We start from the raw sequence: 23,564 nt of genomic DNA, 5'->3' as shown, positions 1-23,564 counted from the left end.
ACCGCCGCCGCGAACGGCGCGATCTTCGCCTCCGCCAGCGCACGCACCGACTCCCGGAGCATGTCGTGCTCCTCGGAAGGCCGATACAGGTCGAAGTCCTTGCCCATGATGTGGAGCTCCCCTAGACGCTTGTGGCACTGAGTACCCTCAGCAAAGCACACTCAGTGCCACAAACGCCAGAGCGCCCCGACGCTGGACGCGTCGGGGCGCTCGGAGAACGGCGCGGCCGGGTTTGTCAGTGGGAGGACACCACGAGGTTCTCGCCGTCCTCGGCGAACCGCTTCTCGTCGTACTCGGCGGCGAGCCTCCGCGCGTACTCCTCGGTCATCTCCAGGCGGATCAGCACGGCCGGGGTGCATATGGTCGGCAGCACATATCGGAGCAGCACCAGAACCCGATGGGTCAGGTCATTGCGGTCGCAGAGGATCTGCGACATCGCCTGAATTCCGGAGAAGGATCCCGCGAAGAGTTCGGCCGTGTCCGTCACGCTCACATGGAGGAGGAGTTCCCCCCGCACCTTCGCGACGGTGAGGATCTCCGCCACCTGGTCGATCCAGGCCCGGAAGGGGGCGGCCCGGTCGACCCCCGTGGCGCCGCTGTCCAGGGCCAGCGCGACGCTCGCCCGCACCAGCGGGTCGCGCTGCAGCCGATGCGTCAGAAGGAAGGCCTGGTCGACGAGCTCCTGGAGTTTGATGGGCTGCGGGTTGAGGGGCTCGTCCAGCATCTGGGCGTCCAGGACACCGAGGGCGAGCTCCTCCTTGGAGGCGAAGTGGAAATACAGCGCCCCCTTGGTCACCCCGGCGCGCACCAGGATCTCCCCGATGGTCGTCCGCTCGTAGCCGCGCTCGGCGAAGACGGCGGCAGCCGACTCCAGGATCGTCCGCCGGGTCCGGATTGCACGCGCTTGCTGCGCCAAGGCGCCTCCCGCTGTCTCGCTGTCTGTGCTCAACCTGTGACGTGAAGCATTGAAAAGAAAACCGCGCTCTACGTACCCTACGCCGGACGGATTTGCCGTTAGGGGTGTGCAGAACTGCGAGGGGAAGCCATGGAACAGCACCACGGTGGAGGAACGACACCCGTTCCGGGAGAGTTCGTCCACCGGGCCGACCCCGCCGACATCATTCCCACGGGCTGGGTACCGAGGGAGGAGAACCGTTACTCCGTCTCCGCTCGCTGGTCCGCCTCGCATCCCTTCTTCTCCCCGGTGGCAGGTGACCGGCACGACCCCGTACTGGTGGCCGAGACGATACGTCAGGCCACCATGCTCGTCCTTCACGCCGAACTGGGGGTACCCGTGGAGGATCAGTTCGTCATGTGGGAACTCAACTACACGGCCGACCCCGAGGCGCTCACCGTCGACGGCCCCTCGTCGGACCTCGTCGCCGAGATCTCCTTCCCCGCACTCGAAAGGCGCGCGGGCAAGGTGCGCGGTCTGCGCACCAGCGTCGTACTGACCCGGGACGGCCAGCTGGTCGCCACCGGTGACAGCACGGCGCGCTGCATCCCGGGCCCGGCGTACCGCCGGATGCGGGGCGCGCGGATGGCGGCCCTCGGCCGCCCGGTCCCCCTGATACCCGGAGTGGACCCGGTCCTGGTCGGCCGCGAGGCCCTCAGGGACGTCGTCCTGGGCCCCGGCGACCGCCCCGGCCGGTGGCGGCTGCGGATCAACACCGACCACCCCACGCTCTTCCGCCGCCCGAACGACCACGTCCCCGGGATGCTCCTCCTCGAAGCGGCCCGGCAGGCGGCGATGCTGGCGACCGGCAGCACCGCCTACCTCCCCGTCGCCATGGAGCTCTCCTTCTCCCGGTACGTGGAACTCGACGACCCCTGCTGGATCGAGGCCGAGGTCCTGACCGCCCCCTCCGCCCCGACGGCCACCGTCCGGGTCACCGGCCACCAGGACGGCACCCCCGTCTTCCGCTGCACGCTCACCTCCCCGTCCCGGGAGCCGGCGGTGGCCGGACTCGCCTCCGCCGCCCGGTCGGCGTACTGACCCGGAGCGGACGATGGGCCTTCGCATCCTGATCACCGGCGCCTCCGGTTTCATCGGCGGCCGGGTGGCGGCCGCCGCCACGACGACGGCGGAGGCCGGGCACGTACGCCTGCTCGCCCGCCGTCCGCCCGCACCACCGTCCGCCGGACCGGAAGGGACTCCGCAGGTCGAGACCGTCCGGGGCGACCTCCGGGACCCCGCCTCCCTGCGCCGGGCCTGCGAGGGCGTCGACGTGCTGATCCACTGCGCCTCCGCGATCGGCGTCGACGAGGAGACGGCCCGCGCCGTCAACGACGAGGGCACCCGGTCCCTGGTCGACGCCGCCGTGCGCGCCGGGGCGGGCAGGATCGTCGCCCTGGGCACGGCCTCCGTCCACGGCCGCGGCCCCTTCCGCGCCGCCGCCCCCGGCACCCTGCCGGTCGCCCCGGTCTCGGCGACCAGCCGCACCCGCGCGGCGGGCGAGCGGTACGTCACGGAGGCCGGCGGGACCGTCCTGCGCCCCCACCTCGTGTACGGGGCCGGGGACCGGCGGATGCTGCCGGGCCTCGTCGGGCTCCTCGGCGCCCTGCCCGGCCCGCTCGACGGCGGGACCTCGCGCCACTCCCTGGTGGACGTGGACGACCTGGCGCACGTCCTGCTCGGCGCGGCGCTCTCGCCCCGTACCCGGCCCGGCCCCTACTACGTGAACCACCCCGAGCCGGTGCCGGTCGCGGACCTGCTCGCGGCGGGGGAGACGCTGCTCGCCCACCGGGCGGGGCCGCGCCGCGGCCCGGCGGTGGACATCGCCGAGGCGCGCCGCCTCCTCGCGGACCACCCCTTCGCGCTCCACCACCTCGACATGCTCGCCACCGACCACTGGTTCGCCGACGACCGCCCCTGGCGGGAGCTGGGCCGCGACCCGGGGCCGCCCTTCGCCGAGGGGTTCACGCGCCACGCGGAGTGGTACCGGAGCCACCTCGGTCCTTCCTGACCGGAGCCGCCGGAGACCCCTCGCACACCCCTCCTCCGGGCGGTTCCCGGTGGATAGGGTGGGCCACGATGACACGTTTCCGCGAGAGCGTCCGGTCCCTGCTGCGCGAGCAGGTGCTCGACGCCGCCTACCGCCTCGTCGCCGCCGAGGGCTGGAACGGGCTGCGCATGACCTCCATCGCGCGGGCCGCCGGCATCAGCCGCCAGACCCTCTACAACGAGTTCGGTGCGAAGGAGGCCATCGGCGACGCCCTGGTCCAGCGCGAACTGGAGGGCTTCCTGATCGGCATCGAGCGTGAACTCGACGCCCACCGGGGCGAGTTGGAGGCAGCGGCGGCGGCCGGCGTCGGTTACACGCTCCAGCAGACCGTGGACAACCCCCTCATCAAGAGCGTCCTGGTCGCGGCGCGGGGCGGCGAGGACGACCTCCTCGCCTACCTCACCACCCGTACGGAGCCGGTCTTCGGCACGGCGATGGCGATGCTCGACGCGTACGCGATCGAGGCCTGGCCCGAGGTGGACGAGGAGTCGCGCGGCCTCGCCGTCGAGACGGTCGTGCGGCTCACCGTCAGCCACATCGTCCAGCCGGTGGCCTCCCCCGCGGAGACGGCGGCGCGCATCGCCAGGATCACGGCGAGGATCGCGTACCCGGGCGGCGTCCGGGGCGGGCCCGTCCCGGACCGGACGTAGGGCGAGGCCCGGTGCCGAACACGGGGGATCTTCGGCACCGGACCTCTGTTGAATATTCTACTAGGCCCTCGGAGCGCTCCGCGCACGGCCCGCCGGCCGACGAGCGAAGCGCGGGCGGACGGGGTACACCTCCCCTGAGACGCGGACCCGGCCGCACCCGGCCGGAACAGCCCCCCCGCCCGCGTCGCCGACGCCGAGGAGGAGGCCGCCGTGGAAGGCAGGAGCAAGGGTTTCGTGCAGTCCTTCAACCGTCTCGGGGGATACGGGTTCGTCGTCCCCGTCGGCTCCGAGGACCAGGTCTGGTTCAGCGCGGAGGACATCGAGGACGAGAGCCGGACCGTCTCGGAAGGGCAACAGGTCACCTTCGTCCTGGTCCTCGGGGACGGCCGCTTCGAGGCGAAGGAACTGCGCGTCTGACGCCCACCGCGCCCCGGGGCGGCCCCCCGGGCCGGCGGCACCGCGCCGAAGCCCTGTCCCCCTCCCGTACGCACCCGAACGGGTGCGCGCACGGGCCGGGAGAACGCCCCCGTCCGGCCCTCTTCGTCTCTCGGGGCCTCCTCAGTCCTCCGCGCCGGGCTCCGGCGTCAGCGCGTCCATGAAGGAGCTGACCGAGAACACCGCGCGGCCGGGACCGGCCGGGCCGTAGCCGGGCGGGGCGGTCAGGCCGTTCTCCCGGAGCGTCTCCGTGTACGCCTCCAGGAGCCGCAGGTGGTACTCGAGCGGGGCGCCGTCCGGGTTCTCGCGCCCCAGCGGCGTCGTCGGCTCCGGGCACCAGGTGGTGAACCGGGGCGTGATCCCGCGCGACATGAAGAACCGCAGGCCCTCCCGGGTGGAGGCGATGGCCTCGTCCACGGTCAGGAAGCCCGAGGGGCGCGCCATCTCGACCCCGGCGACGAAGTTGGGGATGACGTTGCGCGGCCCGAAGACCTCCGCCGAGTCCAGGATGCGCCGGTGCCACTCGTCCCGGCCGATGTAGCGCTCCTTGCCGGGGCAGTACAGCTCGAACAGGCGCCGGTCCCACACCTCGTAGTTCGGGTGGTAGATCCGGATGCCGTGGTCGTGGAAGCGCTGCACGTCCGCCTTGGGCAGGGCCTGCGCGACGACCTTGCCGATCCAGCGACCGGGGAAGCGCTCCTCGATGGCCTGCGCGTACTGCCCGTAGAAGTCGGCCTCGTCCTTCCCGCCGACCTGCGAGGTGACGGCCCCGCCGGTCAGGGTGTACGCGGTCGACGCGCGGGCCGTGTCGTGCCGGTCGATGATCTCCAGGGCCTCAAGCACCTCGTCCACCGGCTTCACCCCGGTGTACGGGCGGCCCGCCGCCTTGTGCTGGCGCCAGTTGTGGTTGATGTCGCAGTACTGGCACTCCTCCTTGGCGCCGAAGTACTGGCAGACCCGGAAGACCGTCAGGTAGATCAGGTAGCCCCACTGGATCGTCGGCGCCACCTCCATCACGGACTTCCCGTTCGACAGCGGGTGCCGGTAGTACTCCGGCATCGGCGGCAGGCCGACGTCCGCGATCCGCGCCCCGTCCAGGAACAGCGCGAGCGCCCCGTCGGCGTCCGGCGCGACCCAGTACGGGGAGGACGGGTTGACCCGCACCGACACCACCGTGCGGCGCAGCCCGTACGGGCCGCCGGTCAGCACGATCTCCTCCGGCGGGCGGTTGAGGGCCGCCTCCCCGAGCTCCGGCAGCGTCCGGTGGTCGAAGGAGAAGATGAAGTACGACTTCGGCTTCACCTCGCCCCCTTCGTTGCCGGACAGGGCGGCGGGGTCGAAGGCGACCCCGCCGCGCAACAGGTCCTCCTTGAACACGGCCTCCCGGGGAATCCCCGGGAAGCGCTCCATGAGGGACTCCACGACGGACGTGCGGGTGGGCGCGACGCTGGACACAGGCGGGTCTCCGGAGGTGAGGGGCTTATGGAGCCGACGTGTACCCCACGCTACGCGCGCGTACCGGTGTGGGGGCGACCGGGCCCTCCCGGCTTGATGGGCAAGTGAGGACTTGCCTATGCTGGCGGGGTGACGGACGACGTGTTCAAGGCGCTGGCCGACCCCACCCGCCGGCTCATCCTCGACGGGCTCGTCGAACGGAACGGCCAGTCCCTGTTCGAGATCTGCGCCCGGCTGGCCAACCGGCACGGCCTCGGCATGTCCCGGCAGGCGGTCAGCCAGCACCTCGCCGTCCTCGAAGCCGCGGGCCTCGTCGTCACGCGGCGCGAGGGGCGCTACAAGTTCCACGACCTGAACACCGAACCGCTGGAGCGCATCGCGACGCGATGGCTCGGGCCGGAGAAGCCGGAGAACGCACCATGAGGATCCACCTGTCCAGCGTCTTCGTCGACGACCAGGACAAGGCCCTGCGCTTCTACACCGACGTGCTGGGCTTCGTGAAGAAGGAGGAGGTCCCGATCGGGGAGCACCGCTGGCTGACCGTGGTCTCGCCGGAGGACCCCGACGGCACCGAACTGGTCCTGGAGCCCGACGCCCACCCGGCCGTCAAGCCGTACAAGGACGCCCTGGTGGAGGACGGCATCCCGGCCACCTCCTTCGCCGTGGAGGACGTGCGCGCCGAGTTCGCCCGGCTGAGCGGCCTCGGGGTCCGCTTCACCCAGGAACCCGTGGACATGGGCCCGGTCGTCACCGCCGTCCTGGACGACACCTGCGGCAACCTGATCCAGATCGCCCAGCGCGTCTGAGGCCCGGACGCCGGGCGGGGCGACGGGGCCGCCGCCCCGCCCGGCACCGCGATACTGTCCGGACGATCTCGGAGCGGGGGGGCGCGGTGGACTGGACGACGCTGCTGGGCGGGACGGCCGCCGGACTGCTGATCTCCGTCGTGACCGCGCCGGCCGGAGTGTCGGGGGCGGTGTTCCTGCTCCCGGTCCAGCTCAGCGTCCTCGCCGTGCCGAACCCCTCCGTCACCCCGACGAACCTGCTGTTCAACGTGGTCGCCGGCCCCGGCGCCCTGTGGCGCCACGGCAGGACCGGCGCCCTGCGCGGACCGCTCGTCCGGCGCCTGGTGGCGGGCACGCTCCCCGGGGTGGTGATCGGCGCCGTCGTCCGCGTCTTCGCCCTCCCGGGCCCCACGGTCTTCCGCGTCCTCATCGCCGCGCTGCTGCTGCCCCTGGGCGTGTGGCTGTGCGTCCGCACCCTGCGCCCCGCCCGGAGACGGCCCGCCACCGAGCCCTCGCCCCGCACCGTCACCGGTCTCGCCCTGGCCGTCGGGGTGGTGGGCGGGATCTACGGCATCGGCGGCGGCTCCCTCCTCGGCCCGGTCCTGGCGGGCCGGGGCGTCCCCGTCGCCCGCGTGGCCCCGGCGGCCCTCGCCGCCACCTTCACGACCTCCGTCGTCGGAGCCGCCACCTTCGCCCTGCTCTCCCTCACCACCACCGAGGCCGCCGCCCCGGACTGGGCCCTGGGCCTCGCCTGCGGCCTGGGCGGCCTGATCGGCGGCTACCTCGGCGCCCGCCTGCAACCCCGCCTCCCGGAAACCGCCCTCCGCCTCCTCCTGGGCACCCTGGCGACGACCCTCGGGGCGCTGTACGCGGCTCAGGCGCTGCTCTGAACGAGCCCCACGGGTCGCACGCGCGGCCCTACGGCAACACCCCCGCCCGCCGGGCCGCCACCACCGCCTCCATGCGGGTGTGCGCCCCCAGTTTCCGCATCGCCGAGCGCAGGTAGCCCTTCACCGTCTCGGGGCGCAGGCCGAGGCGGGTGGCCGCCGTCGCGTTCGTGGCGCCCGAGGCGACCGCCGCCAGGACGTCCGTCTCGCGCGGGGTCAGGGTCGCGCCCGGGAGGGAGGCGGGGGAGCCGGCGGCCGTCTCCAGGCGGCCGCAGACCGCGAGGAGGCGTTCCCGCAGTTCCGGGTCCGCGACCTTCGGCGCCAGTTCGCGCAGTTCGCCGTACGCCTGCCGGACCTCCTCCCAGGAGGGCCCGGACGGCGGCGGGGCCAGGAGTTCCCGGACCTCGTCCCGTACCGCCAACGCCTGCTCCAGGTCCCGGGCCGCCGCGACCGCCGCGTCGAAGACCCGCTCGCCGACCGGCAGCGCGTCGCGCAGCGCCCCGTACAGCACGCCGCGCACCTTCCGGCGCACGACGACCGGCACCGCGATCACCGACCGCAGCCCCTCCGCCGACACCGGGCCGTCGTACTCGTGGGTGATGTGCCGCGCGGAGGGGTAGTCCGTCACCGCGCACGGCCGCCCGAGCGCCAGGCACTTCCCGCCCAGACCGGAGCCCGCCGAGATCGCGAGCCCGTGCAGGGCCGGCGTCACCGCGCCGTTCAGCTCGCCGATCCGCAGCCCCCGCGTCTCGTGCAGCAGCCCCCCGAAGACCACCGGGAGCCCGGTGGCGCGGCGCAGCCTCAGCAGCGCCCCGCGCAGCTCCACCGACGATTCGACGCGCTCGCGCACCGTGCTCTCCTTCGTGGCCGCCGGCCCTCGTCGTCCGCCGGTTCACCCCCGAACGGGGGTGGTGAGACCCGGGTCACCGATTACACGATGTACGGGACCGGTCCCGCAACGAGGAGGACACATGACGGCAACCAGCGCTACCGAGGAGTTCCGGGCCGCCCGGGACTTCCTCCTGGAGCACCGGGAGGACTACGAGGCGGCCCGCGCGGGCTTCGTCTGGCCCCGGCCCGAGCGGTTCAACTGGGCGCTCGAGTGGTTCGACGTCGTCGCGGAGGGCAACGACCGCACGGCCCTCCACATCGTCGAGGAGGACGGCTCCGAGGCGAAGGTGTCCTTCGCGGAGATGTCCGCCCGCTCGAACCGGGTCGCGAACCGGCTGCGGTCCCTGGGCGTGCGCGCCGGGGACCGGATCGTCGTCATGCTGGGCAACCAGGTCGAGCTGTGGGAGACCGTCCTCGCCGCGATGAAGCTGCGGGCCGTCGTCATCCCCGCCACCCCGCTCCTCGGCCCCGCCGACCTGCGCGACCGCGTCGACCGGGGCCGCGCCCGCCACGTCCTGGTGCGCGCCGGGGACACCGCCAAGTTCGACGGCGTCCCCGGCGACTACACCCGGATCGCGGTCGGCGGCGGCGGCGACGGGGCGGGGGAGTGGCTGGAGTACGAGCTCGCCGCCCGCGAGGCCGCCGACTTCGAGCCGGACGGCGACACGCTCGCCGACGACACCCTGATGCTGTACTTCACCTCCGGCACGACCGCCCGCCCCAAGCTGGTCGAGCACACCCACACCTCGTACCCGGTGGGCCACCTCGCCACCATGTACTGGATCGGGCTCAAGCCCGGCGACGTGCACCTCAACATCTCGTCGCCCGGCTGGGCCAAGCACGCCTGGTCCAACCTCTTCGCGCCCTGGAACGCCGAGGCGACCGTCTTCGTCCACAACTACACGCGCTTCGACCCGGCCCGCCTCATGGACGAGATGGAGCGGAACGGGGTCACCAGCTTCTGTGCTCCGCCGACCGTGTGGCGGATGCTGATCCAGGCCGACCTGGGGCAGCTGAAGACCCCGCCCCGCGAGGTCGTGGCCGCCGGCGAACCGCTCAACCCCGAGGTCATCGAGGCCGTCCGGCGCGCCTGGGGCACCACCGTCCGGGACGGCTTCGGCCAGACCGAGACCGCCGTCCAGGTCTCCAACAGCCCCGGCCAGCGGCTCAAGGAGGGCTCCATGGGCCGCCCGAGCCCCGGCTACCGGGTCACCCTGGTCGACCCGGTGACCGGCCGCCCGGCCGCCGACGAGGGCGAGATCTGCCTCGACCTGTCCGCCCGCCCGGTGGGCCTGATGACCGGCTACCACGGCGACCCGGAGCGCACGGCGGAGGCGACGGCCGGCGGTTACTACCGCACCGGCGACATCGGCGCGCGGGACGAGGACGGGTACATCACCTACATCGGCCGGGCCGACGACGTCTTCAAGGCCTCCGACTACAAGATCAGCCCCTTCGAGCTGGAGAGCGCGCTCCTGGAGCACGAGGCCGTCGCCGAGGCCGCCGTCGTCCCCGCCCCCGACCCGCTGCGGCTCGCCGTCCCCAAGGCGTACGTGGTCCTCGCGGCGGGCTGGGAGCCGGGTCCGGAGACCGCGAAGGTCCTCTTCGCGCACTCGCGCGCGGTCCTCGCCCCGTACAAACGGATCCGGCGCATCGAGTTCGCCGACCTGCCCAAGACCGTGTCCGGCAAGATCCGGCGGGTGGAACTGCGCCGCCTCACCGCCGAGGGCGGCGGCACCGAGTACGCGGAGGGGGACCTCTCGTGAGCGCGCCCGCGCAACTCTCGTACGCCCACGGCACCTCCACCACCCCGCTCCTCGGCGACACCATCGGCGCCGACCTGGACCGGGCCGTCGCCGCCTGGCCCGACCGCGAGGCGCTCGTCGACGTCCCCACCGGACGCCGCTGGACGTACGCGGAGTTCGGCGCCGACGTGGACCGGCTCGCCGGTTCGCTGCTCGGCAGCGGCGTCCGCAAGGGCGACCGGGTCGGCGTCTGGGCGGTGAACTGCGCCGAATGGGTCCTCGTCCAGTACGCCACCGCCCGCGTCGGCGCCGTCATGGTCACCGTCAACCCGGCCTACCGCGCCCACGAGTTGGCGTACGTGCTGAACCAGGCCGGGGTCTCCCTGCTCTTCGCCTCGCTCACCCACAAGGCGAGCGACTACCGGGCGATGGTCGAGCAGGTACGCGGAGAATGCCGGGAGTTGCGCGAGGCGGTGTACTTCGGGGACGCGAGCTGGGACGCGTTCCTCACCCGTACGCCGGGAGAGCTGCGCCCGGAGCCGCTCTCCTGCGACGAACCCGTCAACATCCAGTACACCTCGGGGACCACGGGCTTCCCCAAGGGTGCCACGCTCTCCCACCACAACATCCTCAACAACGGTTACTTCGTCGGGGAGATGATCGCCTACAGCGAGCAGGACAGGATCTGCATCCCCGTCCCGTTCTACCACTGCTTCGGCATGGTCATGGGCAACCTGGCGGCCACCTCGCACGGCGCCTGCATGGTGATCCCCGCGCCCTCCTTCGACCCCGCCGCCACCCTCCGGGCGGTCCAGGAGGAGCGCTGCACCTCGCTGTACGGGGTGCCGACGATGTTCATCGCGGAGCTGAACCTCCCCGACTTCGCGACGTACGACCTGTCCACCCTCCGCACCGGGATCATGGCGGGCTCGCCGTGCCCGGTGGAGGTGATGAAGCGGGTGGTCGCCGAGATGAACATGGCGGAGGTGTCGATCTGCTACGGCATGACCGAGACCTCGCCCGTCTCCACCCAGACCCGCCGCGACGACGACCTGGAGCGCCGCACCGGCACCGTCGGCCGGGTCCTGCCGCACGTCGAGGTGAAGGTCGTCGACCCGGCGAGCGGACTGACCGTGGAGCGCGGCACGGCGGGGGAGCTGTGCACCCGAGGCTACGGCGTGATGCTCGGCTACTGGGACGAGCCGGAGAAGACCGCCGACGTGATCGACCCGGGCCGCTGGATGCACACGGGCGACCTGGCGGTGATGCGCGACGACGGCTACGTGCGGATCGTCGGCCGCATCAAGGACATGATCATCCGGGGCGGGGAGAACGTCTACCCGCGCGAGATCGAGGAGTTCCTCCACGGCCACGCCAAGATCGCGGACGTCCAGGTGGTCGGCGTCCCCGACGAGCGGTACGGCGAGGAGATCCTCGCCTGCGTGATCCCGCGCGACCCGGCCGACCCGCCCACCCCGGAGGAGATCACGGCCTTCTGCCGCGACCGCCTCGCCCACTACAAGGTCCCGCGCCGGGTGGAGATCCTCGCGGAGTTCCCCATGACGGTGAGCGGGAAGGTGCGGAAGGTGGAGCTGCGGGAGCGGTATGCCGGGGGCCGGGGGGCGACTGCCGCCACGGCGTGACGCGGGGCGGTGCGGCGCGGCTCTCAGAGGCGGGCGGCGCCGCCCGGCGGCTGCCGGTTCCGGTCCGCGTCCCCGGGCCGGTCGAGCAGCCCGCCGTCCCGGGAGAAGCGGGGCAGGAACAGGGCGAGCGCCGGGTCCCCGTACAACGCCACGTACAGCTGGACGAGGCCTCCGTCCGTCACCTCCCGCCGGTGGGACGGCAGCGGGTACCGCTCCCGCAGCCCGGCGAGCAGCCGCCGTGCCGCGCCGGTCGTGACGGGCAGCCGCAGCAGCACCGCCCCCGCCCCGAGGACCGGAGGCAGTCCGACCGCGAGGACCTCCGGCAGGGCCGCGCCGGGCGCCCCGGTCGCGAACGGTCCCACGAGGACCGTCAGGACGACGCAGCCGAGCAGCGCCCGCACCACCCACAGCTGCGCGACCGGCCGCAGCAGCCCGGCCCCGCGCAGCTCGCCGCTCAGCGCGTCCACGGCCCGCCGCGCCTCGGGGCGCTGCGCGATCTCCTCCAGGGCGAGGGCCCGGCGGAGGGCCCCGTGCACCCCGAGCTGCACGGGGTCGCGGGTCCGGCCCGGCCCGCCGTTGGCCCGAATCGTATGTTTGCGGCCCGCCGCGACCGCTCCGCGCTGGTGCAGGGCCACGAGCGCCACGGTGACGGCGGCCCGCCGCCCGCCCCGCAGCAGCGCGAGCGCCTGCGGCGTCGGCACGGCCTCCCCGTCCGGCCTCCCGCTCTCCCTGCTGCACGTTCGCAACAGCGCGGCGGCTAGCAGCAGTTCGGCCCAGGCCGCTCCGATGAACCACCACAACCCCGTCGGCATGAAGCCCACCCCCCAAGGGAGTTGTGCCCGGCGGAGGGTGTTCCTCACGCGTGAATGGCCGATTTCGGATGCCGAGGTGTTGCGGGGGAGGACGGGGGCGCGCTTCACCGGACGCGGGCGCCGGGGGCGGGCGCGGAGGTGAGCGCGCGTGCGGGGGTGGAGCCGGGCGCGGGGTCAGGCGCCGTCGGCGGCCAGTTCGTCGGCGGCGCGGTTGACCGGCTGCGGGGTGCCGGTCAGGTCGAGGACGAAGAGCGGGAGGCCGACCTCGGCGGCGCGCGAACGGGCCTCCGGGGTGTAGCCGGCGAGCGAGAAGAACACGCTCGCGGCCGAGGCGCTCAGACCGTTGAGCCAGAGGCACTCGACCGCCCGCAGCCCGGTGGGGCGGGTGCTCGGGTCCACCTGGGCGACGAGCCCGGGGGCCCGCAGGTCCACCCCGGACGCGGGCCGCTCCTCGGGCTGGACGACCTCCCGGAAGCCGAGCCAGCGCAGGTACCCGGCGGCCGCGGCCACCGCGTCCCGCCCGGTCCGGATCGTCACGGGCCGGAAGGCGGCCCGGCCGAGGGCGCCGCGGTCCGCGCCGGCCGGGCCGTTGGGGGCCGTATCGCCGGAGGCCGTGTCCCCGGAGGCCGTATCGCTGGAATGCGTACGCGCGGAATGTGTGCGGTCGGAAGGTGTGTGGTCGGAAGGCGTGCGGTCGGCGCCGGTCGTGCTTCCGCCGGGGCGGTCGGCGGGTCCGCCCGTGGGGCGTGCCGTGTCCGCCGTCCGGACCGGCACCCGCAGGACCGCGCCGCACGGGCAGCCGAGCTCCGGGTGGGGCCAGTCGTCCTCGCGGCCGCAGGCGCCGCAGCGGACGGTGACCCACTCGTCCGTCCAGTTCCGGTGCGTGATCGGCTCCGCCACCGCGCCCGCCACCACCGGCGGGGCCACGGGGCTCCCGCACGCGCAGGGGAAGACGGGTGCCGCGTACGCCTGCGTGCTCAGGCATTCCGGGCAGCGCACCGGTACCGAATCGCCCACGATCCAACCCCCTGTCGTTCGCTCCCATCGTCCACCCACCCGCCGCCCCGGGGGAGGGTGTTCGGCCACTTCCGGCACCCCGAACCACCCCCGAACCCTCCCCGAACCGTCCCCGAACCGTTCCGGCACGCGGACCTCCCTTGACGGTTCTTCGCCACCCGACCTACATTGCTTCCACATAGCAGAACAGCTTTTCCGTATTACGGAAACAGGTGGCAAGTCCCCGAGTCGAGGGGAGCGCACCTGGTTCCGCCCGGCCGAAGCAGGAGCACTCCCATGCCTCGTATGACCGCCGCCGCAGCGGCCGTTGAGATCCTCAAGCGCGAAGGCGTCACCCAGGCGTTCGGCGTCCCCGGCGCGGCGATCAACCCCTTCTACCGCGAGCTCAAGAACGTGGGCGGCGTCGGCCACACGCTCGCCCGCCACGTCGAGGGCGCGTCCCACATGGCCGAGGGCTACACCCGTGCCAAGGCCGGCAACATCGGCGTCTGCATCGGTACGTCCGGACCCGCCGGCACCGACATGATCACCGGCCTGTACTCGGCGATCGCCGACTCGATCCCGATCCTCTGCATCACCGGCCAGGCCCCGGTCTCGAAGCTCCACAAGGAGGACTTCCAGGCCGTCGACATCGCCAGCATCGCCAAGCCGGTCACCAAGGCGGCCACCACCGTCCTGGAGGCCGCGCAGGTCCCCGGCGTCTTCCAGCAGGCCTTCCACCTGATGCGCTCCGGCCGTCCCGGCCCGGTCCTCATCGACCTGCCGATCGACGTCCAGCTGACCGAGATCGAGTTCGACCCGGAGACGTACGAGCCGCTGCCGGTCTACAAGCCGCGCGCCACCCGCGCCCAGGCCGAGAAGGCGCTGTCCTTCCTCCTGGAGTCCGAGCGCCCGCTGATCGTCGCCGGCGGCGGCATCATCAACGCCGACGCCCCCGACCTGCTCGTCGAGTTCGCCGAGCTGACCGGCATCCCGGTCATCTCCACCCTCATGGGCTGGGGCACCATCCCGGACGACCACGAGCTGGCCGCCGGCATGGTCGGCGTCCAGACCGCGCACCGCTACGGCAACGCGACCTTCCTGGAGTCGGACTTCGTCCTCGGCATCGGCAACCGCTGGGCCAACCGCCACACCGGCTACAACCTGGACGCCTACACCAAGGGCCGGAAGTTCGTCCACGTCGACATCGAGCCCACCCAGCTCGGCAAGATCTTCGCCCCGGACTACGGCATCGCCTCCGACGCCAAGGCCGCCCTGGAGCTCTTCCTGGAGATCGCCAAGGAGTGGAAGGCCGCCGGCCGGCTGCCCGACTTCACCGCCTGGGCCGCCTCCGCGCAGGAGCGCAAGGCCACCCTCCAGCGCCGCACGCACTTCGACGACATCCCGATGAAGCCGCAGCGCGTGTACCAGGAGATGAACAAGGCCTTCGGCCCGGAGACCCGGTACGTCACCACCATCGGCCTCTCCCAGATCGCCGCCGCGCAGTTCCTGCACGTCTACAAGCCGCGCCACTGGATCAACTGCGGCCAGGCCGGCCCGCTCGGCTGGACCATCCCGGCCGCCATCGGCGCCGCCACCGCCGACCCGGACACCCCGGTCGTCGCGCTCTCCGGCGACTACGACTTCCAGTTCATGATCGAGGAGCTGGCGGTCGCCGCCCAGCACAAGGTCCCCTACGTCCACGTCCTCGTGAACAACGCCTACCTGGGTCTCATCCGGCAGGCGCAGGGCGGCCTCGGCATCAACTTCGAGGTCAACCTGGAGTTCGAGAACATCAACACCCCGGAGCTCGGCGTCTACGGCGTGGACCACGTCAAGGTCGCCGAGGGCCTGGGCGTCAAGGCGATCCGCGTCGAGGACCCGGACAAGCTGGGCGAGGCCCTGGAGCAGGCCAAGAAGCTGGCCGTCGAGCACCGGGTCCCGGTCGTCGTCGAGGCGATCCTGGAGCGCATCACCAACATCGCGATGAGCAAGACGGTCGACATGAGCGACGTCACCGAGTTCGAGGACCTGGCCACCGAGCCCGGTCACGCGCCGACCGCGATCAGGGCCCTCCAGGTCTGATCGGCTCCCCGCCCCCGTGGCGAGGCCCCCGTCCCGATGAGCACCGGGACGGGGGCCGTCTCACGTCCCGGCGCCCCGTGCCCGTACCTCTTGGGCGCGTACCTCTTGGGCCCGTACGAGCACCGCGCCCGCCTCCGTCCACGCGTACAGCACCGACCGGCCGGCCCGCCCGCGCCGGACGAGGCCCGCCTCCCGCAGCACCTTCAGGTGCCGGCCCACCGAGCCGAGCCCCTGTCCGGTCAGGGCCACCAACTGGCTGGTGGACAGCGGGTTCTCCAGGCGTACGAGCACGTCCGCCCGCGCCGGTCCGAGGAGCGCGCCGAGCGCCCGCGGCACGACCGGGCCGGAGGCGTCCGCCAGGACGCCCGCGCAGGGGTACACCACCGCGAACCGCTCCACGCCCTCCCAGGACACCCAGCCCGTCGCCGGGGTCACCGGCACGAAGAGCAGCCGGCCCCCGTCGACCGAACGCGGCGGGTAGGCGCGGGCGTTGACCTGGAGGCGGCCGTCGCCCAGCCAGCGCGTCCTCCCCGGGCACAGCCCGTCCAGGGCCGCCGCCCAGCCGCCGCGCCCCAACTGGGCGGTCCGCGCCGTCACATCGGCTTCCAGGATCCGCCGCCGCCGTGGCCACTCCGGCAGGACCGTCTCCCGCCACACCCACGTCAGGAGCTCCGCCAGCCGTCCGGGCAGGTCCCGCGCCGAACGCAGCGGTTCCGGCACGGGACCGCCGAGCGCGACGGCCAGCTGCGGCACCGCGTCGGCCGGGTCGACGGCGCGGACGGCCTCCACCTCCTCCTCGAAGGGCCGCTCGCCCTCGCCCAGCGGCGTCGGCGTCAGGAAGTCCGCGTTCCAGGTGGGGCCGATCGCGGCCCGTACGAGCAGGGCGTCGAGCGGCTCGGCCGCCAGGCGCGCCCGGTAGGCGGGCGACGACGCGGCCAGCCAGGCCCGTTCGCCCGGGTGGCTCGCGGCGGCCGCGTGCAGGATCTTGAGCGCGGCGACCGTCTCGGCCAGCGGCGACACCACGAAGCGGCCGCCCGCGAGGGAGTCGGTTCCGATCCGCCACCAGCCCATTCCGCCACCCTCCCCCGTCCTCTCTCCGGACGCGTTCGTTTCGCCCCCGTGCGAAACCGTAACGGCATGCGCCGAGCGCCCCCGAGACTCCCCGCATGCCCCGCCACCGTTCCCGTCACGATCCCCCTCACGAGTCCGGCCGCGTCTCCGGCCGCGACTCGGGCCAAGACTCCCGCCACGACTCCGGACACGACCCCCGCCAAGGCTCCCGCCAAGACCCCCGCCAAGACCCCCGCCAAGACTCCGGCCACGCCCCCCGCTACCGCGCCCTCCTCCGCACCCCCGAGTTCGCCCCGCTCCTCCTCACCGGCTCCGCCCACACCGCCGCGCAGACGGTGGCCGGGCTCGGGCTCGCCACCCTCGTCCTGCGCACCACCGGCTCGCCGTTCCTCTCCGCCCTCGCCCTCTTCGGGCCCTCGCTCGCCCAGCTCCTCGGCGCGACCACGCTGCTCTCCGCCGCCGACCGGCTGCCGCCGCGCGCCGCGCTCTCCGGGATCGCCCTCCTCTTCGCCGCGGGCACGGCCGTCCTCGCGATCCCCGCCCTGCCCGCCTGGGCGGTCTTCGCGGTCCTCTTCGCCGAGGGGCTCGCGGCCTCACTGGGCGGCGGAGTGCTGTACGGCCTCCTGAACGAGATCCTGCCGCGCGAGCAGTACCTCCTCGGCCGCTCGGCGACGAACATGGCCACCGGCGCCTGCCAGATCGGCGGCTTCGCGGCCGGCGGGCTCCTCGTCGCCCTGCTCTCGCCGCGCGGCGCGGTCCTCGCCGGCGCCGGGCTCTACCTCGCCGCCGCCCTCCTGGCCCGCCTCGGCCTCGGGGCGCGTCCGCCGCGCGCCGGGGGACGGCCCTCGGTCGCCGCGACCCGGCGTGCCAACGCCCTGCTCCTGTCCGTCCCCGCCCGCCGCCGCTGCTACCTCGCCCTGTGGGTGCCCAACGGGCTGGTCGTGGGCTGCGAGTCGCTGTTCGTGCCGTACGCCCCCGAGCGCGCCGGACTCCTCTTCGTCTGCGGGGCGTTCGGGATGCTGGTGGGGGACGCCGTCGTCGGCCGTTTCCTGCCCGCGCGGCTGCGCGGCCGGCTCCGCTTCCCGCTCCAGGCGCTGCTCGCCGCCCCGTTCCTCCTCTTCGCCCTCGACCCCGTGCTGCCGTTCGCGCTCGCCGCCGTGACCGTGTCGGGGGTGGGGTACGGGGCGACCCTGCTGCACCAGGAGCGGCTGATGGGCCTGGTGCCGGAGGAGTTCGGCGGCCACGCACTGGGCCTGCACTCCTCGGGGATGCTCGCGTTCCAGGGGGTGAGCGCGGCCCTGGCCGGCGCCCTCGCCCAGTACACCTCGCCGCGGACCGGGATGGTGCTCCTCGCCCTGGTCTCGCTCGCGGTGACGTTCCTCCTGGCGCGGGCCGACCGGAGGGAAACGAAGAAGAGCGCGGAACCAGGGACCGTAAACCTGGTTCCGCGCTCTTCCGTCTGATGACCGCCCGACGGTGCGAGGCTGGCGCGACAGGACGTTCGCGCCGCCGGGCGGAGTCTCGGGATCCCCCTGCACGAAGGGGGCGTTGGGACCGCGGCGGCACCGACGGGCGGGGCGGCCGTCCCTTCCTTCAGGTCAGGAAGGGGGCCGTCGCCCTTACCACCGCACTGGCTCGAAGCCGCCGCGGTCCTCACGCTGTCCGGTCCACCGGCCACCCCTCATTCGGGCCGGTGATCCGGACCGCGTACGGCGCTGACCTCCCGTCAAGTGCCGTACGCAGTCTGGGTGCCGCCGTGGATCAGTCGCGCAGGGCGGCGACCGCGTCGGCCACGCGCTTGCCGTAGTCCGCGTCGGCGGCGGCGAAGTGCGCGATGTTCTTCTCGATGACGTCCTCGCGCGACACCTGGGAGAGGCTGCCGGCGATGTTGGCGACCAGACGGCCCTTCTCGTCCTCGGACATCAGGCGGTAGAGCTCACCGGCCTGGAAGAAGTCGTCGTCCTTGACGTGCGCGGGCGTCTCGTGGGTGCCGGTCCAGCCGTGGATCGCGAGCGGCGCGGAGAGCGCGGCGTCGGTCTGGGCCGGGCCCTGGTACGAGTTGGGCTCGTAGTTCTTGTCGTGGCGCGAGCCGTTGCGGGTGGCCATGAGGCCGTCCCGGCCGTAGTTCTGCGCCGTGGTCGCCCTGGGGGCGTTCACCGGCAGCAGGGTGTGGTTCACGCCGAGGCGGTAGCGGTGGGCGTCCGCGTAGGCGAAGAGGCGGCCCTGGAGCATCTTGTCCGGCGAGGGGCCGATGCCCGGGACGAAGTTGTTCGGGGAGAACGCGGCCTGCTCGACCTCGGCGAAGACGTTGTCCGGGTTGCGGTCGAGGACCAGGCGGCCCACCCGCTGGAGCGGGTAGTCGGCGTGCGGCCACACCTTGGTGAGGTCGAACGGGTTGAAGCGGTAGTCCGCCGCCTCGGCCGCCGGCATGATCTGGACGTAGAGGGTCCAGGAGGGGTTGACGCCCCGCTCGATCGCCTGGAGCAGGTCGGTCTGGTGCGAGTTGCCGTCCTTGCCGACCAGCTCGGCGGCCTGCTCGGCGGAGAGGCTGCGGATGCCCTGGTTCGTCTTGAAGTGGTACTTGACGAAGAAGGCCTCGCCCGCCTCGTTGGTCCACTGGTAGGTGTGCGAGCCGAAGCCGTGCATGTGGCGGTACGAGGCGGGGATGCCGCGGTCGCCGAAGAGCCAGGTGATCTGGTGGGTGGACTCGGGGGAGTGCGCCCAGAAGTCCCAGACGTTGTCCGGCTCCTGCCTGCCCGTGAACGGGTCGCGCTTCTGCGAGTGGATGAAGTCGGGGAACTTGATCGGGTCCTTGATGAAGAACACCGGGGTGTTGTTGCCGACGAGGTCGTAGTTGCCCTCTTCGGTGTAGAACTTCAGCGCGAAGCCGCGGGGGTCGCGGACCGCGTCCGCGCCGCCGAGCGAGTCGGCCACGGTGGAGAAGCGGATGAAGGTCTCGGTCCGCTTGCCGACCTCGGAGAGGAAGGCGGCGCTCGTGAAGCCGGTGACGTCGTCGGTGACCTCGAAGTACCCGTACGCGCCGGAACCGCGGGCGTGCACCACGCGCTCCGGGATCCGCTCACGGTTGAAGCGCGCGAGCTTCTCCAGCAGGTGCTGGTCCTGGAGGAGGAGAGGGCCACCGACGCCGGCGGTGGCGGAGTTCTGGTTGTCGGCGACGGGGGCGCCGGACTCGGTCGTAAGCACGCGCTTCGACATCGTGACCTTCCGTACGGGAGCTGCACTGTGTGACGGTGCCAGGAGCGTAGGTACGCCCTCCGAAAAACGTCAACAGTTTGTTGAAAACGAAGTGTGGTGTTCCGGTCGGCGGCGGCGCCTGGGCGCGACAGGACAGTTGTCAGCGCCGCCGCCGACCGGAAATCGGGGGCCCCGGGGAAGCGGGGGCGGAATCAGACCTGCTGGCCGGAGAGGCGCTCGACGGCGCGCAGCAGGGCCGAGTGGTCCAGGCCGCCGTCGCCCTGCGCGCGCAGGGAGGCGACGAGCTGGGCGACGACCGCGCCGACCGGGAGGGCGGCACCCACGTTGCGGGCGGCGTCGGTGACGATGCCCATGTCCTTGTGGTGCAGGTCGATGCGGAAGCCCGGCTTGAAGTCCCGGTTCAGGAAGTTGTCCTTCTTGCGGGTCAGCACGGTCGAGCCGGCCAGACCGCCGTTGAGGACGTCGAGGGCCGCCTGGAGGTTCACACCGGACTTCTCCAGGAAGACCACGGCCTCGGCGCAGGCCTGGATGTTGACCGCCACGATGAGCTGGTTGGCGGCCTTCACCGTCTGGCCGGAGCCGTGCGGGCCGCACAGCACGATGGTCTTGCCGAGGGCCTCCAGGATCGGCAGGGCCTCGTCGAAGTCGGCCTGCTCGCCGCCGACCATGATCGAGAGCACGGCCTCGATGGCGCCGGCCTCGCCGCCGGAGACCGGGGCGTCGATGACGCGGATCCCCTTCTCGGCGGCGTTCTTGGCGAGGTCGACCGAGGTCTGCGGGGTGATCGACGACATGTCGATGATCAGCGCGCCCTGCTTCGCGTTCTCCAGGATGCCCTCGGGGCCGTAGGAGATCGCCTCGACCTGCGGGGAGGCGGGCACCATCGTGATGACGACGTCGGCGTCCTTGACGGCCTCGGCGATCGAGCCCGCGGCGCCGCCGCCGGCCTTGGCGAGGCGGTCCAGCTTGTCCTGCTCCAGGGTGAAGCCGGTGACCGAGTAGCCGGCCTTGATCAGGTTCTCGGACATGGGGGAGCCCATGATGCCGAGGCCGATCCACGCGATCTTGGGGAGGGTGCTCATGAGGGTGCCTCTCGGGAAATTCTGGTGGTACGGGGGAGGGGGCGCTGGTCAGCGGGCCGCGCGGGCCTCGGCCGGGAGCCACTCGAAGGACGCGGCGGCGTCGGCGGCCTTGTACTCCAGGCCGACCCAGCCGTCGTAACCGGCCTTCTTCAGCTCGTCGAGGAGCTGCTCCAGGGGCAGGTCGCCGGTGCCCGGCGCGCCGCGGCCCGGGTTGTCCGCGATCTGCACGTGACCGGTCTTGTCCGCGTACTGCGCGATGACCGCGCTCACGTCCTCGCCGTTCATCGACAGGTGGTAGATGTCGAGGAGGAACTTGGCGTTGCCGAGGCCGGTGGCCGCGTTGACCTTGTCCACGACCTCGATCGCCGAGGGGGCGCTCACCAGCGGGTAGAGCGGCGACTCCGGCTTGTTGAGGGTCTCGACCAGGAGGATCGCGCCGACGCGGTCGGCGGCCCGGGCGGCCAGGACCAGGTTCTCCAGGGCGAGGGAGTCCTGGATCTGCGGGTCCACGCCCTCGACGCGGTTGCCGTAGAGCGCGTTGAGCGCCTTGCAGCCGACCGAGGCGGCGAAGCCGGCGGCCACGTCGATGTTGGCGCGGAAGCGGTCCGACTCCTCACCCGGTACGGAGAGGGCCCCGCGGTCCGGGCCGGGGAGCTGCCCGGCGTAGAAGTTCAGTCCCACCAGCTGGGTGCCGGCGTCCTCGAGGGCCTTCTTGAGGGCGTCGAGCTCGCTCTGCTCGGGGGTGGCGGTGTCGATCCAGGGCCACCACAGCTCGACCGCGGTGAAGCCCGCCGCGGCGGCGGCCGCGGGGCGCTCCAGGAGCGGGAGTTCCGTGAAGAGGATCGACAGGTTCACATCGAAGCGCTGATCGGTGTATCCCATGAGGGGTAGGCGCTCCTTCCGTATTGCGGAAGTAAGTTTCTGTCTGACGGAATGTTGCAAGCAGGTCGCCGTGCTTGTCAAGAGGTCCCCGCAGGTCCGGGACTCCCGCGAGCCCCCGGAAGGGCCGTAACTTGGGGCCATGGTGCGTTTGAGAGTGGAGTTCACGACCGAGCCGTTCGACCTCGACGAGGCCCCGGCGCACGCGGTCGTGGCCCGTGAGGTCATCCAGTCGGCCGACCTGGACGCGGTCGACGTCGGCCCCTTCGGCAACACGGCGGAGGGCGGCGCCGACGCGGTCCTCACCGCCGTCGACGCGCTGCTCCGCGAGTCGCTCGCGGCCGGCGCCACGCGCGTCTCGCTCCAGGTCAACGTGATCGAGGGGGGCGAGAAGTGAACGAACACCCCTTGGTCGCCGCGGTGAAGCCCCTGGTCGACGCCATGGGCGCCGAGCTGCTCGGCCCCGAGCTGGCGGGGGCCGACGACGTCGTCCTGTCCTGGGAGGGCGAGGACGTGCTCGCCGTGCGCCTCCCGCAGCTCTCGGACTCCCTGGACCACATCCTGGCCGCGATGGAGCGCCGGCACGGGACGCCGCTCGCGGAGCTCGACCGCAAGTCCAAGCAGGAGATCGTCCGGCTCCTGGAGGCGCGCGGGGCCTTCTCCGTGCGCCACGGGGTGGAGACGGTGGCGGGGGCGCTCGGCGTCAGCCGTTTCACCGTGTACAACTACCTGAACCGCGAGACCGCCCTGAACAGGGAAAAGACCGTCAAGGCCGACTAGTTGATCACGCGTGTCCACAGGCCGTCGTCCGCATGTCGGGACGACGGCTTTTGTGTCACCGACTTTTCAACAAAGTGTTGACGTTGTGTTGCGGAGGGCGTTAGCTATCCGCAGCCCGTCCGACGCACAGCGAAAAACAGCCACGGAGGCTTCCCGTGACTTCAGGTACGACACCGGGCCTGGCCCGGTTCAACACCTCGGCGGACAGCGAGGCCCTCGCCGCGCTCCACGAGGTGTGTTCCAGCTCGGCGTGGGGGAGCAAGGTCCTCGCCCAGCGCCCGTACACCACCGCCGAAGCCCTCTTCCTCGCCAGTGACGCCGCCATGGCCGAGCTGACCGCGGAGGACCTGGCCGAGGCGATGGCGGGGCACCCGCCGATCGGTCGTCCGAAGGCCGGGGACCCGACCTCCTCCCGCGAGCAGAGCGGGATGGCCGGCGCCTCCGAGGAGCTCAAGGCCGAGATGCTCGAACTCAACCTGGCCTACCAGGACACGTTCGGGCATGTCTTCCTCATCTGCGCCACCGGCAAGAGCGGCGAGCAGATGCGCGACGCGGTCCGCGAGCGGATCGGCAACTCGCCCGAGGCGGAGCGGGAGATCGTCCGCACCGAACTGGGCAAGATCAACCGCATCCGGCTGACCCGCCTCGTGGAGGGCCCGTAAGCCCCGCAGAGGGCTTGTGACCCCCACGCAGGGCTCGTGAGAGCCCCGCAGAGGACTCGTAAGAGGAAGAGAGCTCCGCAATGAGCACCGACACCACGGCCTCGGTGTCCACCCACATCCTGGACACCAGCATCGGCCGCCCCGCCGAGGGCGTCGCCATCGCCCTCGCGGCCCGCGCCGGCTCCGACGCGGAGTGGACCGCGCTCGGCGGTTCCGCCACCGACGCGGACGGGCGCTGCAAGGACCTGCCGGCCCTGCCGGAGGGCACCACCCACGTACGCCTCGACTTCGAGACCGAGGCGTACTTCTCGACCAAGCACAGTGCGAAGAAGCAAGCCGAGGCGCAGCAGGACGCCCCCCGCGTAAGGGACAGCGGTGCGTTCTTCCCGGAGGTGGCGATCACGTTCGCCGTCACCCCGGGCGAGCACTACCACGTACCGCTGCTGCTCAACCCGTTCGGCTACTCCGTATACCGAGGGAGCTAG

The 23,564-nt window shown here is 72.6% G+C and carries 24 protein-coding genes; 15 read left to right on the top strand and 9 right to left on the bottom strand.

The window, feature by feature from the left end; all coding sequences use genetic code 11:
• Nucleotides 1–235 precede the first annotated feature (235 nt).
• Nucleotides 236–916 (bottom strand): ScbR family autoregulator-binding transcription factor, encoded by a 681-nt coding sequence (locus ACFY7E_RS22115; protein ID WP_389487314.1) that lies wholly within the window; start codon nucleotides 914–916, stop codon nucleotides 236–238.
• A 129-nt stretch (nucleotides 917–1,045) separates the two neighbouring features.
• Here ACFY7E_RS22115 and ACFY7E_RS22110 point away from each other — a divergent pair, with 129 nt between their 5' ends.
• The 4 genes from ACFY7E_RS22110 to ACFY7E_RS22095 all read left to right on the top strand — a co-directional run bounded on the left by ACFY7E_RS22110 (nucleotide 1,046) and on the right by ACFY7E_RS22095 (nucleotide 4,072).
• Nucleotides 1,046–1,996: a ScbA/BarX family gamma-butyrolactone biosynthesis protein gene (locus tag ACFY7E_RS22110; RefSeq protein ID WP_389487312.1), complete on the top strand. Its 951-nt coding sequence runs from the start codon at nucleotides 1,046–1,048 to the stop codon at nucleotides 1,994–1,996.
• Between the two features lie 13 nt (nucleotides 1,997–2,009).
• On the top strand, nucleotides 2,010–2,966 hold the full coding sequence (locus tag ACFY7E_RS22105) for an NAD-dependent epimerase/dehydratase family protein (protein ID WP_389487310.1): 957 nt from the start codon (nucleotides 2,010–2,012) through the stop codon (nucleotides 2,964–2,966).
• A 68-nt stretch (nucleotides 2,967–3,034) separates the two neighbouring features.
• Complete coding sequence (locus ACFY7E_RS22100) at nucleotides 3,035–3,655, top strand: TetR family transcriptional regulator (protein ID WP_389487308.1); 621 nt, start codon at nucleotides 3,035–3,037, stop codon at nucleotides 3,653–3,655.
• Between the two features lie 210 nt (nucleotides 3,656–3,865).
• Nucleotides 3,866–4,072 carry a cold-shock protein gene (locus tag ACFY7E_RS22095; protein ID WP_389487306.1) on the top strand — a complete coding sequence of 69 codons (207 nt, stop codon included), beginning with the start codon at nucleotides 3,866–3,868 and terminating at the stop codon, nucleotides 4,070–4,072.
• Between the two features lie 141 nt (nucleotides 4,073–4,213).
• Here ACFY7E_RS22095 and ACFY7E_RS22090 read toward each other — a convergent pair whose 3' ends face one another.
• Entirely contained in the window at nucleotides 4,214–5,500 is a 1,287-nt protein-coding gene (locus ACFY7E_RS22090; RefSeq protein ID WP_389487342.1) for a radical SAM protein, read from the bottom strand.
• Nucleotides 5,501–5,674: 174 nt separating this feature from the next.
• Here ACFY7E_RS22090 and ACFY7E_RS22085 point away from each other — a divergent pair, with 174 nt between their 5' ends.
• From ACFY7E_RS22085 to ACFY7E_RS22075, 3 genes are all read left to right on the top strand, one after another.
• Complete coding sequence (locus tag ACFY7E_RS22085; RefSeq protein ID WP_389487304.1) at nucleotides 5,675–5,968, top strand: ArsR/SmtB family transcription factor; 294 nt, start codon at nucleotides 5,675–5,677, stop codon at nucleotides 5,966–5,968.
• The gene (locus tag ACFY7E_RS22080) at nucleotides 5,965–6,351 is read left to right on the top strand and encodes a VOC family protein (protein ID WP_062751568.1); all 387 of its coding nucleotides are present in this window, start codon (nucleotides 5,965–5,967) and stop codon (nucleotides 6,349–6,351) included. Before ACFY7E_RS22085 ends, ACFY7E_RS22080 begins: the two co-directional genes overlap by 4 nt.
• An 86-nt stretch (nucleotides 6,352–6,437) precedes the next feature.
• Nucleotides 6,438–7,220 (top strand): TSUP family transporter, encoded by a 783-nt coding sequence (locus tag ACFY7E_RS22075; protein WP_389487302.1) that lies wholly within the window; start codon nucleotides 6,438–6,440, stop codon nucleotides 7,218–7,220.
• A gap of 28 nt (nucleotides 7,221–7,248) precedes the next feature.
• Here ACFY7E_RS22075 and ACFY7E_RS22070 read toward each other — a convergent pair whose 3' ends face one another.
• Complete coding sequence (locus ACFY7E_RS22070) at nucleotides 7,249–8,067, bottom strand: response regulator transcription factor (protein ID WP_389487300.1); 819 nt, start codon at nucleotides 8,065–8,067, stop codon at nucleotides 7,249–7,251.
• Between the two features lie 121 nt (nucleotides 8,068–8,188).
• Here ACFY7E_RS22070 and ACFY7E_RS22065 point away from each other — a divergent pair, with 121 nt between their 5' ends.
• Together ACFY7E_RS22065 and ACFY7E_RS22060 are read left to right on the top strand one after the other, a co-directional pair.
• Entirely contained in the window at nucleotides 8,189–9,874 is a 1,686-nt protein-coding gene (locus tag ACFY7E_RS22065) for an AMP-binding protein (protein ID WP_389487298.1), read from the top strand.
• Nucleotides 9,871–11,496: an AMP-binding protein gene (locus ACFY7E_RS22060; protein WP_389487296.1), complete on the top strand. Its 1,626-nt coding sequence runs from the start codon at nucleotides 9,871–9,873 to the stop codon at nucleotides 11,494–11,496. The genes ACFY7E_RS22065 and ACFY7E_RS22060 overlap by 4 nt, the downstream gene beginning before the upstream one ends.
• 23 nt (nucleotides 11,497–11,519) lie before the next feature.
• Here ACFY7E_RS22060 and ACFY7E_RS22055 read toward each other — a convergent pair whose 3' ends face one another.
• Together ACFY7E_RS22055 and ACFY7E_RS22050 are read right to left on the bottom strand one after the other, a co-directional pair.
• A complete protein-coding gene (locus tag ACFY7E_RS22055) occupies nucleotides 11,520–12,308 on the bottom strand; it encodes a TIGR04222 domain-containing membrane protein (protein WP_389487294.1) in 789 nt (262 codons plus the stop codon).
• Nucleotides 12,309–12,482: 174 nt separating this feature from the next.
• Nucleotides 12,483–13,325, bottom strand: a complete 843-nt coding sequence (locus ACFY7E_RS22050; protein ID WP_389487292.1) for a hypothetical protein — start codon at nucleotides 13,323–13,325, stop codon at nucleotides 12,483–12,485.
• A gap of 276 nt (nucleotides 13,326–13,601) precedes the next feature.
• Here ACFY7E_RS22050 and gcl point away from each other — a divergent pair, with 276 nt between their 5' ends.
• Nucleotides 13,602–15,389 carry a glyoxylate carboligase gene (gcl, locus tag ACFY7E_RS22045; RefSeq protein ID WP_389487290.1) on the top strand — a complete coding sequence of 596 codons (1,788 nt, stop codon included), beginning with the start codon at nucleotides 13,602–13,604 and terminating at the stop codon, nucleotides 15,387–15,389.
• Between the two features lie 60 nt (nucleotides 15,390–15,449).
• Here gcl and ACFY7E_RS22040 read toward each other — a convergent pair whose 3' ends face one another.
• Nucleotides 15,450–16,460 carry an ArsR family transcriptional regulator gene (locus ACFY7E_RS22040; protein ID WP_389487288.1) on the bottom strand — a complete coding sequence of 337 codons (1,011 nt, stop codon included), beginning with the start codon at nucleotides 16,458–16,460 and terminating at the stop codon, nucleotides 15,450–15,452.
• A gap of 95 nt (nucleotides 16,461–16,555) precedes the next feature.
• Here ACFY7E_RS22040 and ACFY7E_RS22035 point away from each other — a divergent pair, with 95 nt between their 5' ends.
• A complete protein-coding gene (locus ACFY7E_RS22035) occupies nucleotides 16,556–17,923 on the top strand; it encodes an MFS transporter (protein WP_389487286.1) in 1,368 nt (455 codons plus the stop codon).
• Between the two features lie 298 nt (nucleotides 17,924–18,221).
• Here ACFY7E_RS22035 and ACFY7E_RS22030 read toward each other — a convergent pair whose 3' ends face one another.
• The 3 genes from ACFY7E_RS22030 to ACFY7E_RS22020 all read right to left on the bottom strand — a co-directional run bounded on the left by ACFY7E_RS22030 (nucleotide 18,222) and on the right by ACFY7E_RS22020 (nucleotide 21,640).
• Nucleotides 18,222–19,676: a catalase gene (locus tag ACFY7E_RS22030; RefSeq protein ID WP_389487284.1), complete on the bottom strand. Its 1,455-nt coding sequence runs from the start codon at nucleotides 19,674–19,676 to the stop codon at nucleotides 18,222–18,224.
• A 191-nt stretch (nucleotides 19,677–19,867) separates the two neighbouring features.
• Nucleotides 19,868–20,758, bottom strand: coding sequence for a 2-hydroxy-3-oxopropionate reductase (locus ACFY7E_RS22025; protein ID WP_389487282.1), 891 nt, complete (start codon nucleotides 20,756–20,758; stop codon nucleotides 19,868–19,870).
• A 48-nt stretch (nucleotides 20,759–20,806) separates the two neighbouring features.
• Nucleotides 20,807–21,640, bottom strand: a complete 834-nt coding sequence (locus tag ACFY7E_RS22020) for a TIM barrel protein (protein WP_389487280.1) — start codon at nucleotides 21,638–21,640, stop codon at nucleotides 20,807–20,809.
• A gap of 142 nt (nucleotides 21,641–21,782) precedes the next feature.
• Between ACFY7E_RS22020 and ACFY7E_RS22015 the strand changes: the two genes are divergently transcribed.
• From ACFY7E_RS22015 to uraH, 4 genes are all read left to right on the top strand, one after another.
• The gene (locus ACFY7E_RS22015; protein ID WP_062756771.1) at nucleotides 21,783–22,034 is read left to right on the top strand and encodes a hypothetical protein; all 252 of its coding nucleotides are present in this window, start codon (nucleotides 21,783–21,785) and stop codon (nucleotides 22,032–22,034) included.
• Nucleotides 22,035–22,078: 44 nt separating this feature from the next.
• Complete coding sequence (locus ACFY7E_RS22010) at nucleotides 22,079–22,417, top strand: helix-turn-helix domain-containing protein (protein ID WP_389487340.1); 339 nt, start codon at nucleotides 22,079–22,081, stop codon at nucleotides 22,415–22,417.
• A gap of 155 nt (nucleotides 22,418–22,572) precedes the next feature.
• A complete protein-coding gene (gene uraD / locus ACFY7E_RS22005) occupies nucleotides 22,573–23,079 on the top strand; it encodes a 2-oxo-4-hydroxy-4-carboxy-5-ureidoimidazoline decarboxylase (protein ID WP_389487278.1) in 507 nt (168 codons plus the stop codon).
• 80 nt (nucleotides 23,080–23,159) lie between these two features.
• Entirely contained in the window at nucleotides 23,160–23,564 is a 405-nt protein-coding gene (gene uraH / locus ACFY7E_RS22000; protein ID WP_356548900.1) for a hydroxyisourate hydrolase, read from the top strand.

It is taken from the genome of Streptomyces sp. NPDC012825 (genome assembly GCF_042900925.1).
Taxonomy (GTDB): Bacteria; Actinomycetota; Actinomycetes; order Streptomycetales; family Streptomycetaceae; genus Streptomyces.
This window is presented reverse-complemented; position numbering and strand designations above follow the sequence as displayed.

Bases quoted from the DNA above. Each gene is read 5' to 3' on its own strand.
- ACFY7E_RS22110 (WP_389487312.1), top strand. From the start codon at position 1,046: ATGGAACAGCACCACGGTGGAGGAACGACACCCGTTCCGGGAGAGTTC.
- ACFY7E_RS22105 (WP_389487310.1), top strand. From the start codon at position 2,010: ATGGGCCTTCGCATCCTGATCACCGGCGCCTCCGGTTTCATCGGCGGC.
- ACFY7E_RS22100 (WP_389487308.1), top strand. From the start codon at position 3,035: ATGACACGTTTCCGCGAGAGCGTCCGGTCCCTGCTGCGCGAGCAGGTG.
- ACFY7E_RS22090 (WP_389487342.1), bottom strand. From the start codon at position 5,500: ATGGAGCGCTTCCCGGGGATTCCCCGGGAGGCCGTGTTCAAGGAGGAC.
- ACFY7E_RS22080 (WP_062751568.1), top strand. From the start codon at position 5,965: ATGAGGATCCACCTGTCCAGCGTCTTCGTCGACGACCAGGACAAGGCC.
- ACFY7E_RS22065 (WP_389487298.1), top strand. From the start codon at position 8,189: ATGACGGCAACCAGCGCTACCGAGGAGTTCCGGGCCGCCCGGGACTTC.
- ACFY7E_RS22055 (WP_389487294.1), bottom strand. From the start codon at position 12,308: ATGCCGACGGGGTTGTGGTGGTTCATCGGAGCGGCCTGGGCCGAACTG.
- gcl (WP_389487290.1), top strand. From the start codon at position 13,602: ATGCCTCGTATGACCGCCGCCGCAGCGGCCGTTGAGATCCTCAAGCGC.
- ACFY7E_RS22040 (WP_389487288.1), bottom strand. From the start codon at position 16,460: ATGGGCTGGTGGCGGATCGGAACCGACTCCCTCGCGGGCGGCCGCTTC.
- ACFY7E_RS22035 (WP_389487286.1), top strand. From the start codon at position 16,556: ATGCCCCGCCACCGTTCCCGTCACGATCCCCCTCACGAGTCCGGCCGC.
- ACFY7E_RS22030 (WP_389487284.1), bottom strand. From the start codon at position 19,676: ATGTCGAAGCGCGTGCTTACGACCGAGTCCGGCGCCCCCGTCGCCGAC.
- ACFY7E_RS22025 (WP_389487282.1), bottom strand. From the start codon at position 20,758: ATGAGCACCCTCCCCAAGATCGCGTGGATCGGCCTCGGCATCATGGGC.
- ACFY7E_RS22020 (WP_389487280.1), bottom strand. From the start codon at position 21,640: ATGGGATACACCGATCAGCGCTTCGATGTGAACCTGTCGATCCTCTTC.
- ACFY7E_RS22010 (WP_389487340.1), top strand. From the start codon at position 22,079: ATGGGCGCCGAGCTGCTCGGCCCCGAGCTGGCGGGGGCCGACGACGTC.
- uraH (WP_356548900.1), top strand. From the start codon at position 23,160: ATGAGCACCGACACCACGGCCTCGGTGTCCACCCACATCCTGGACACC.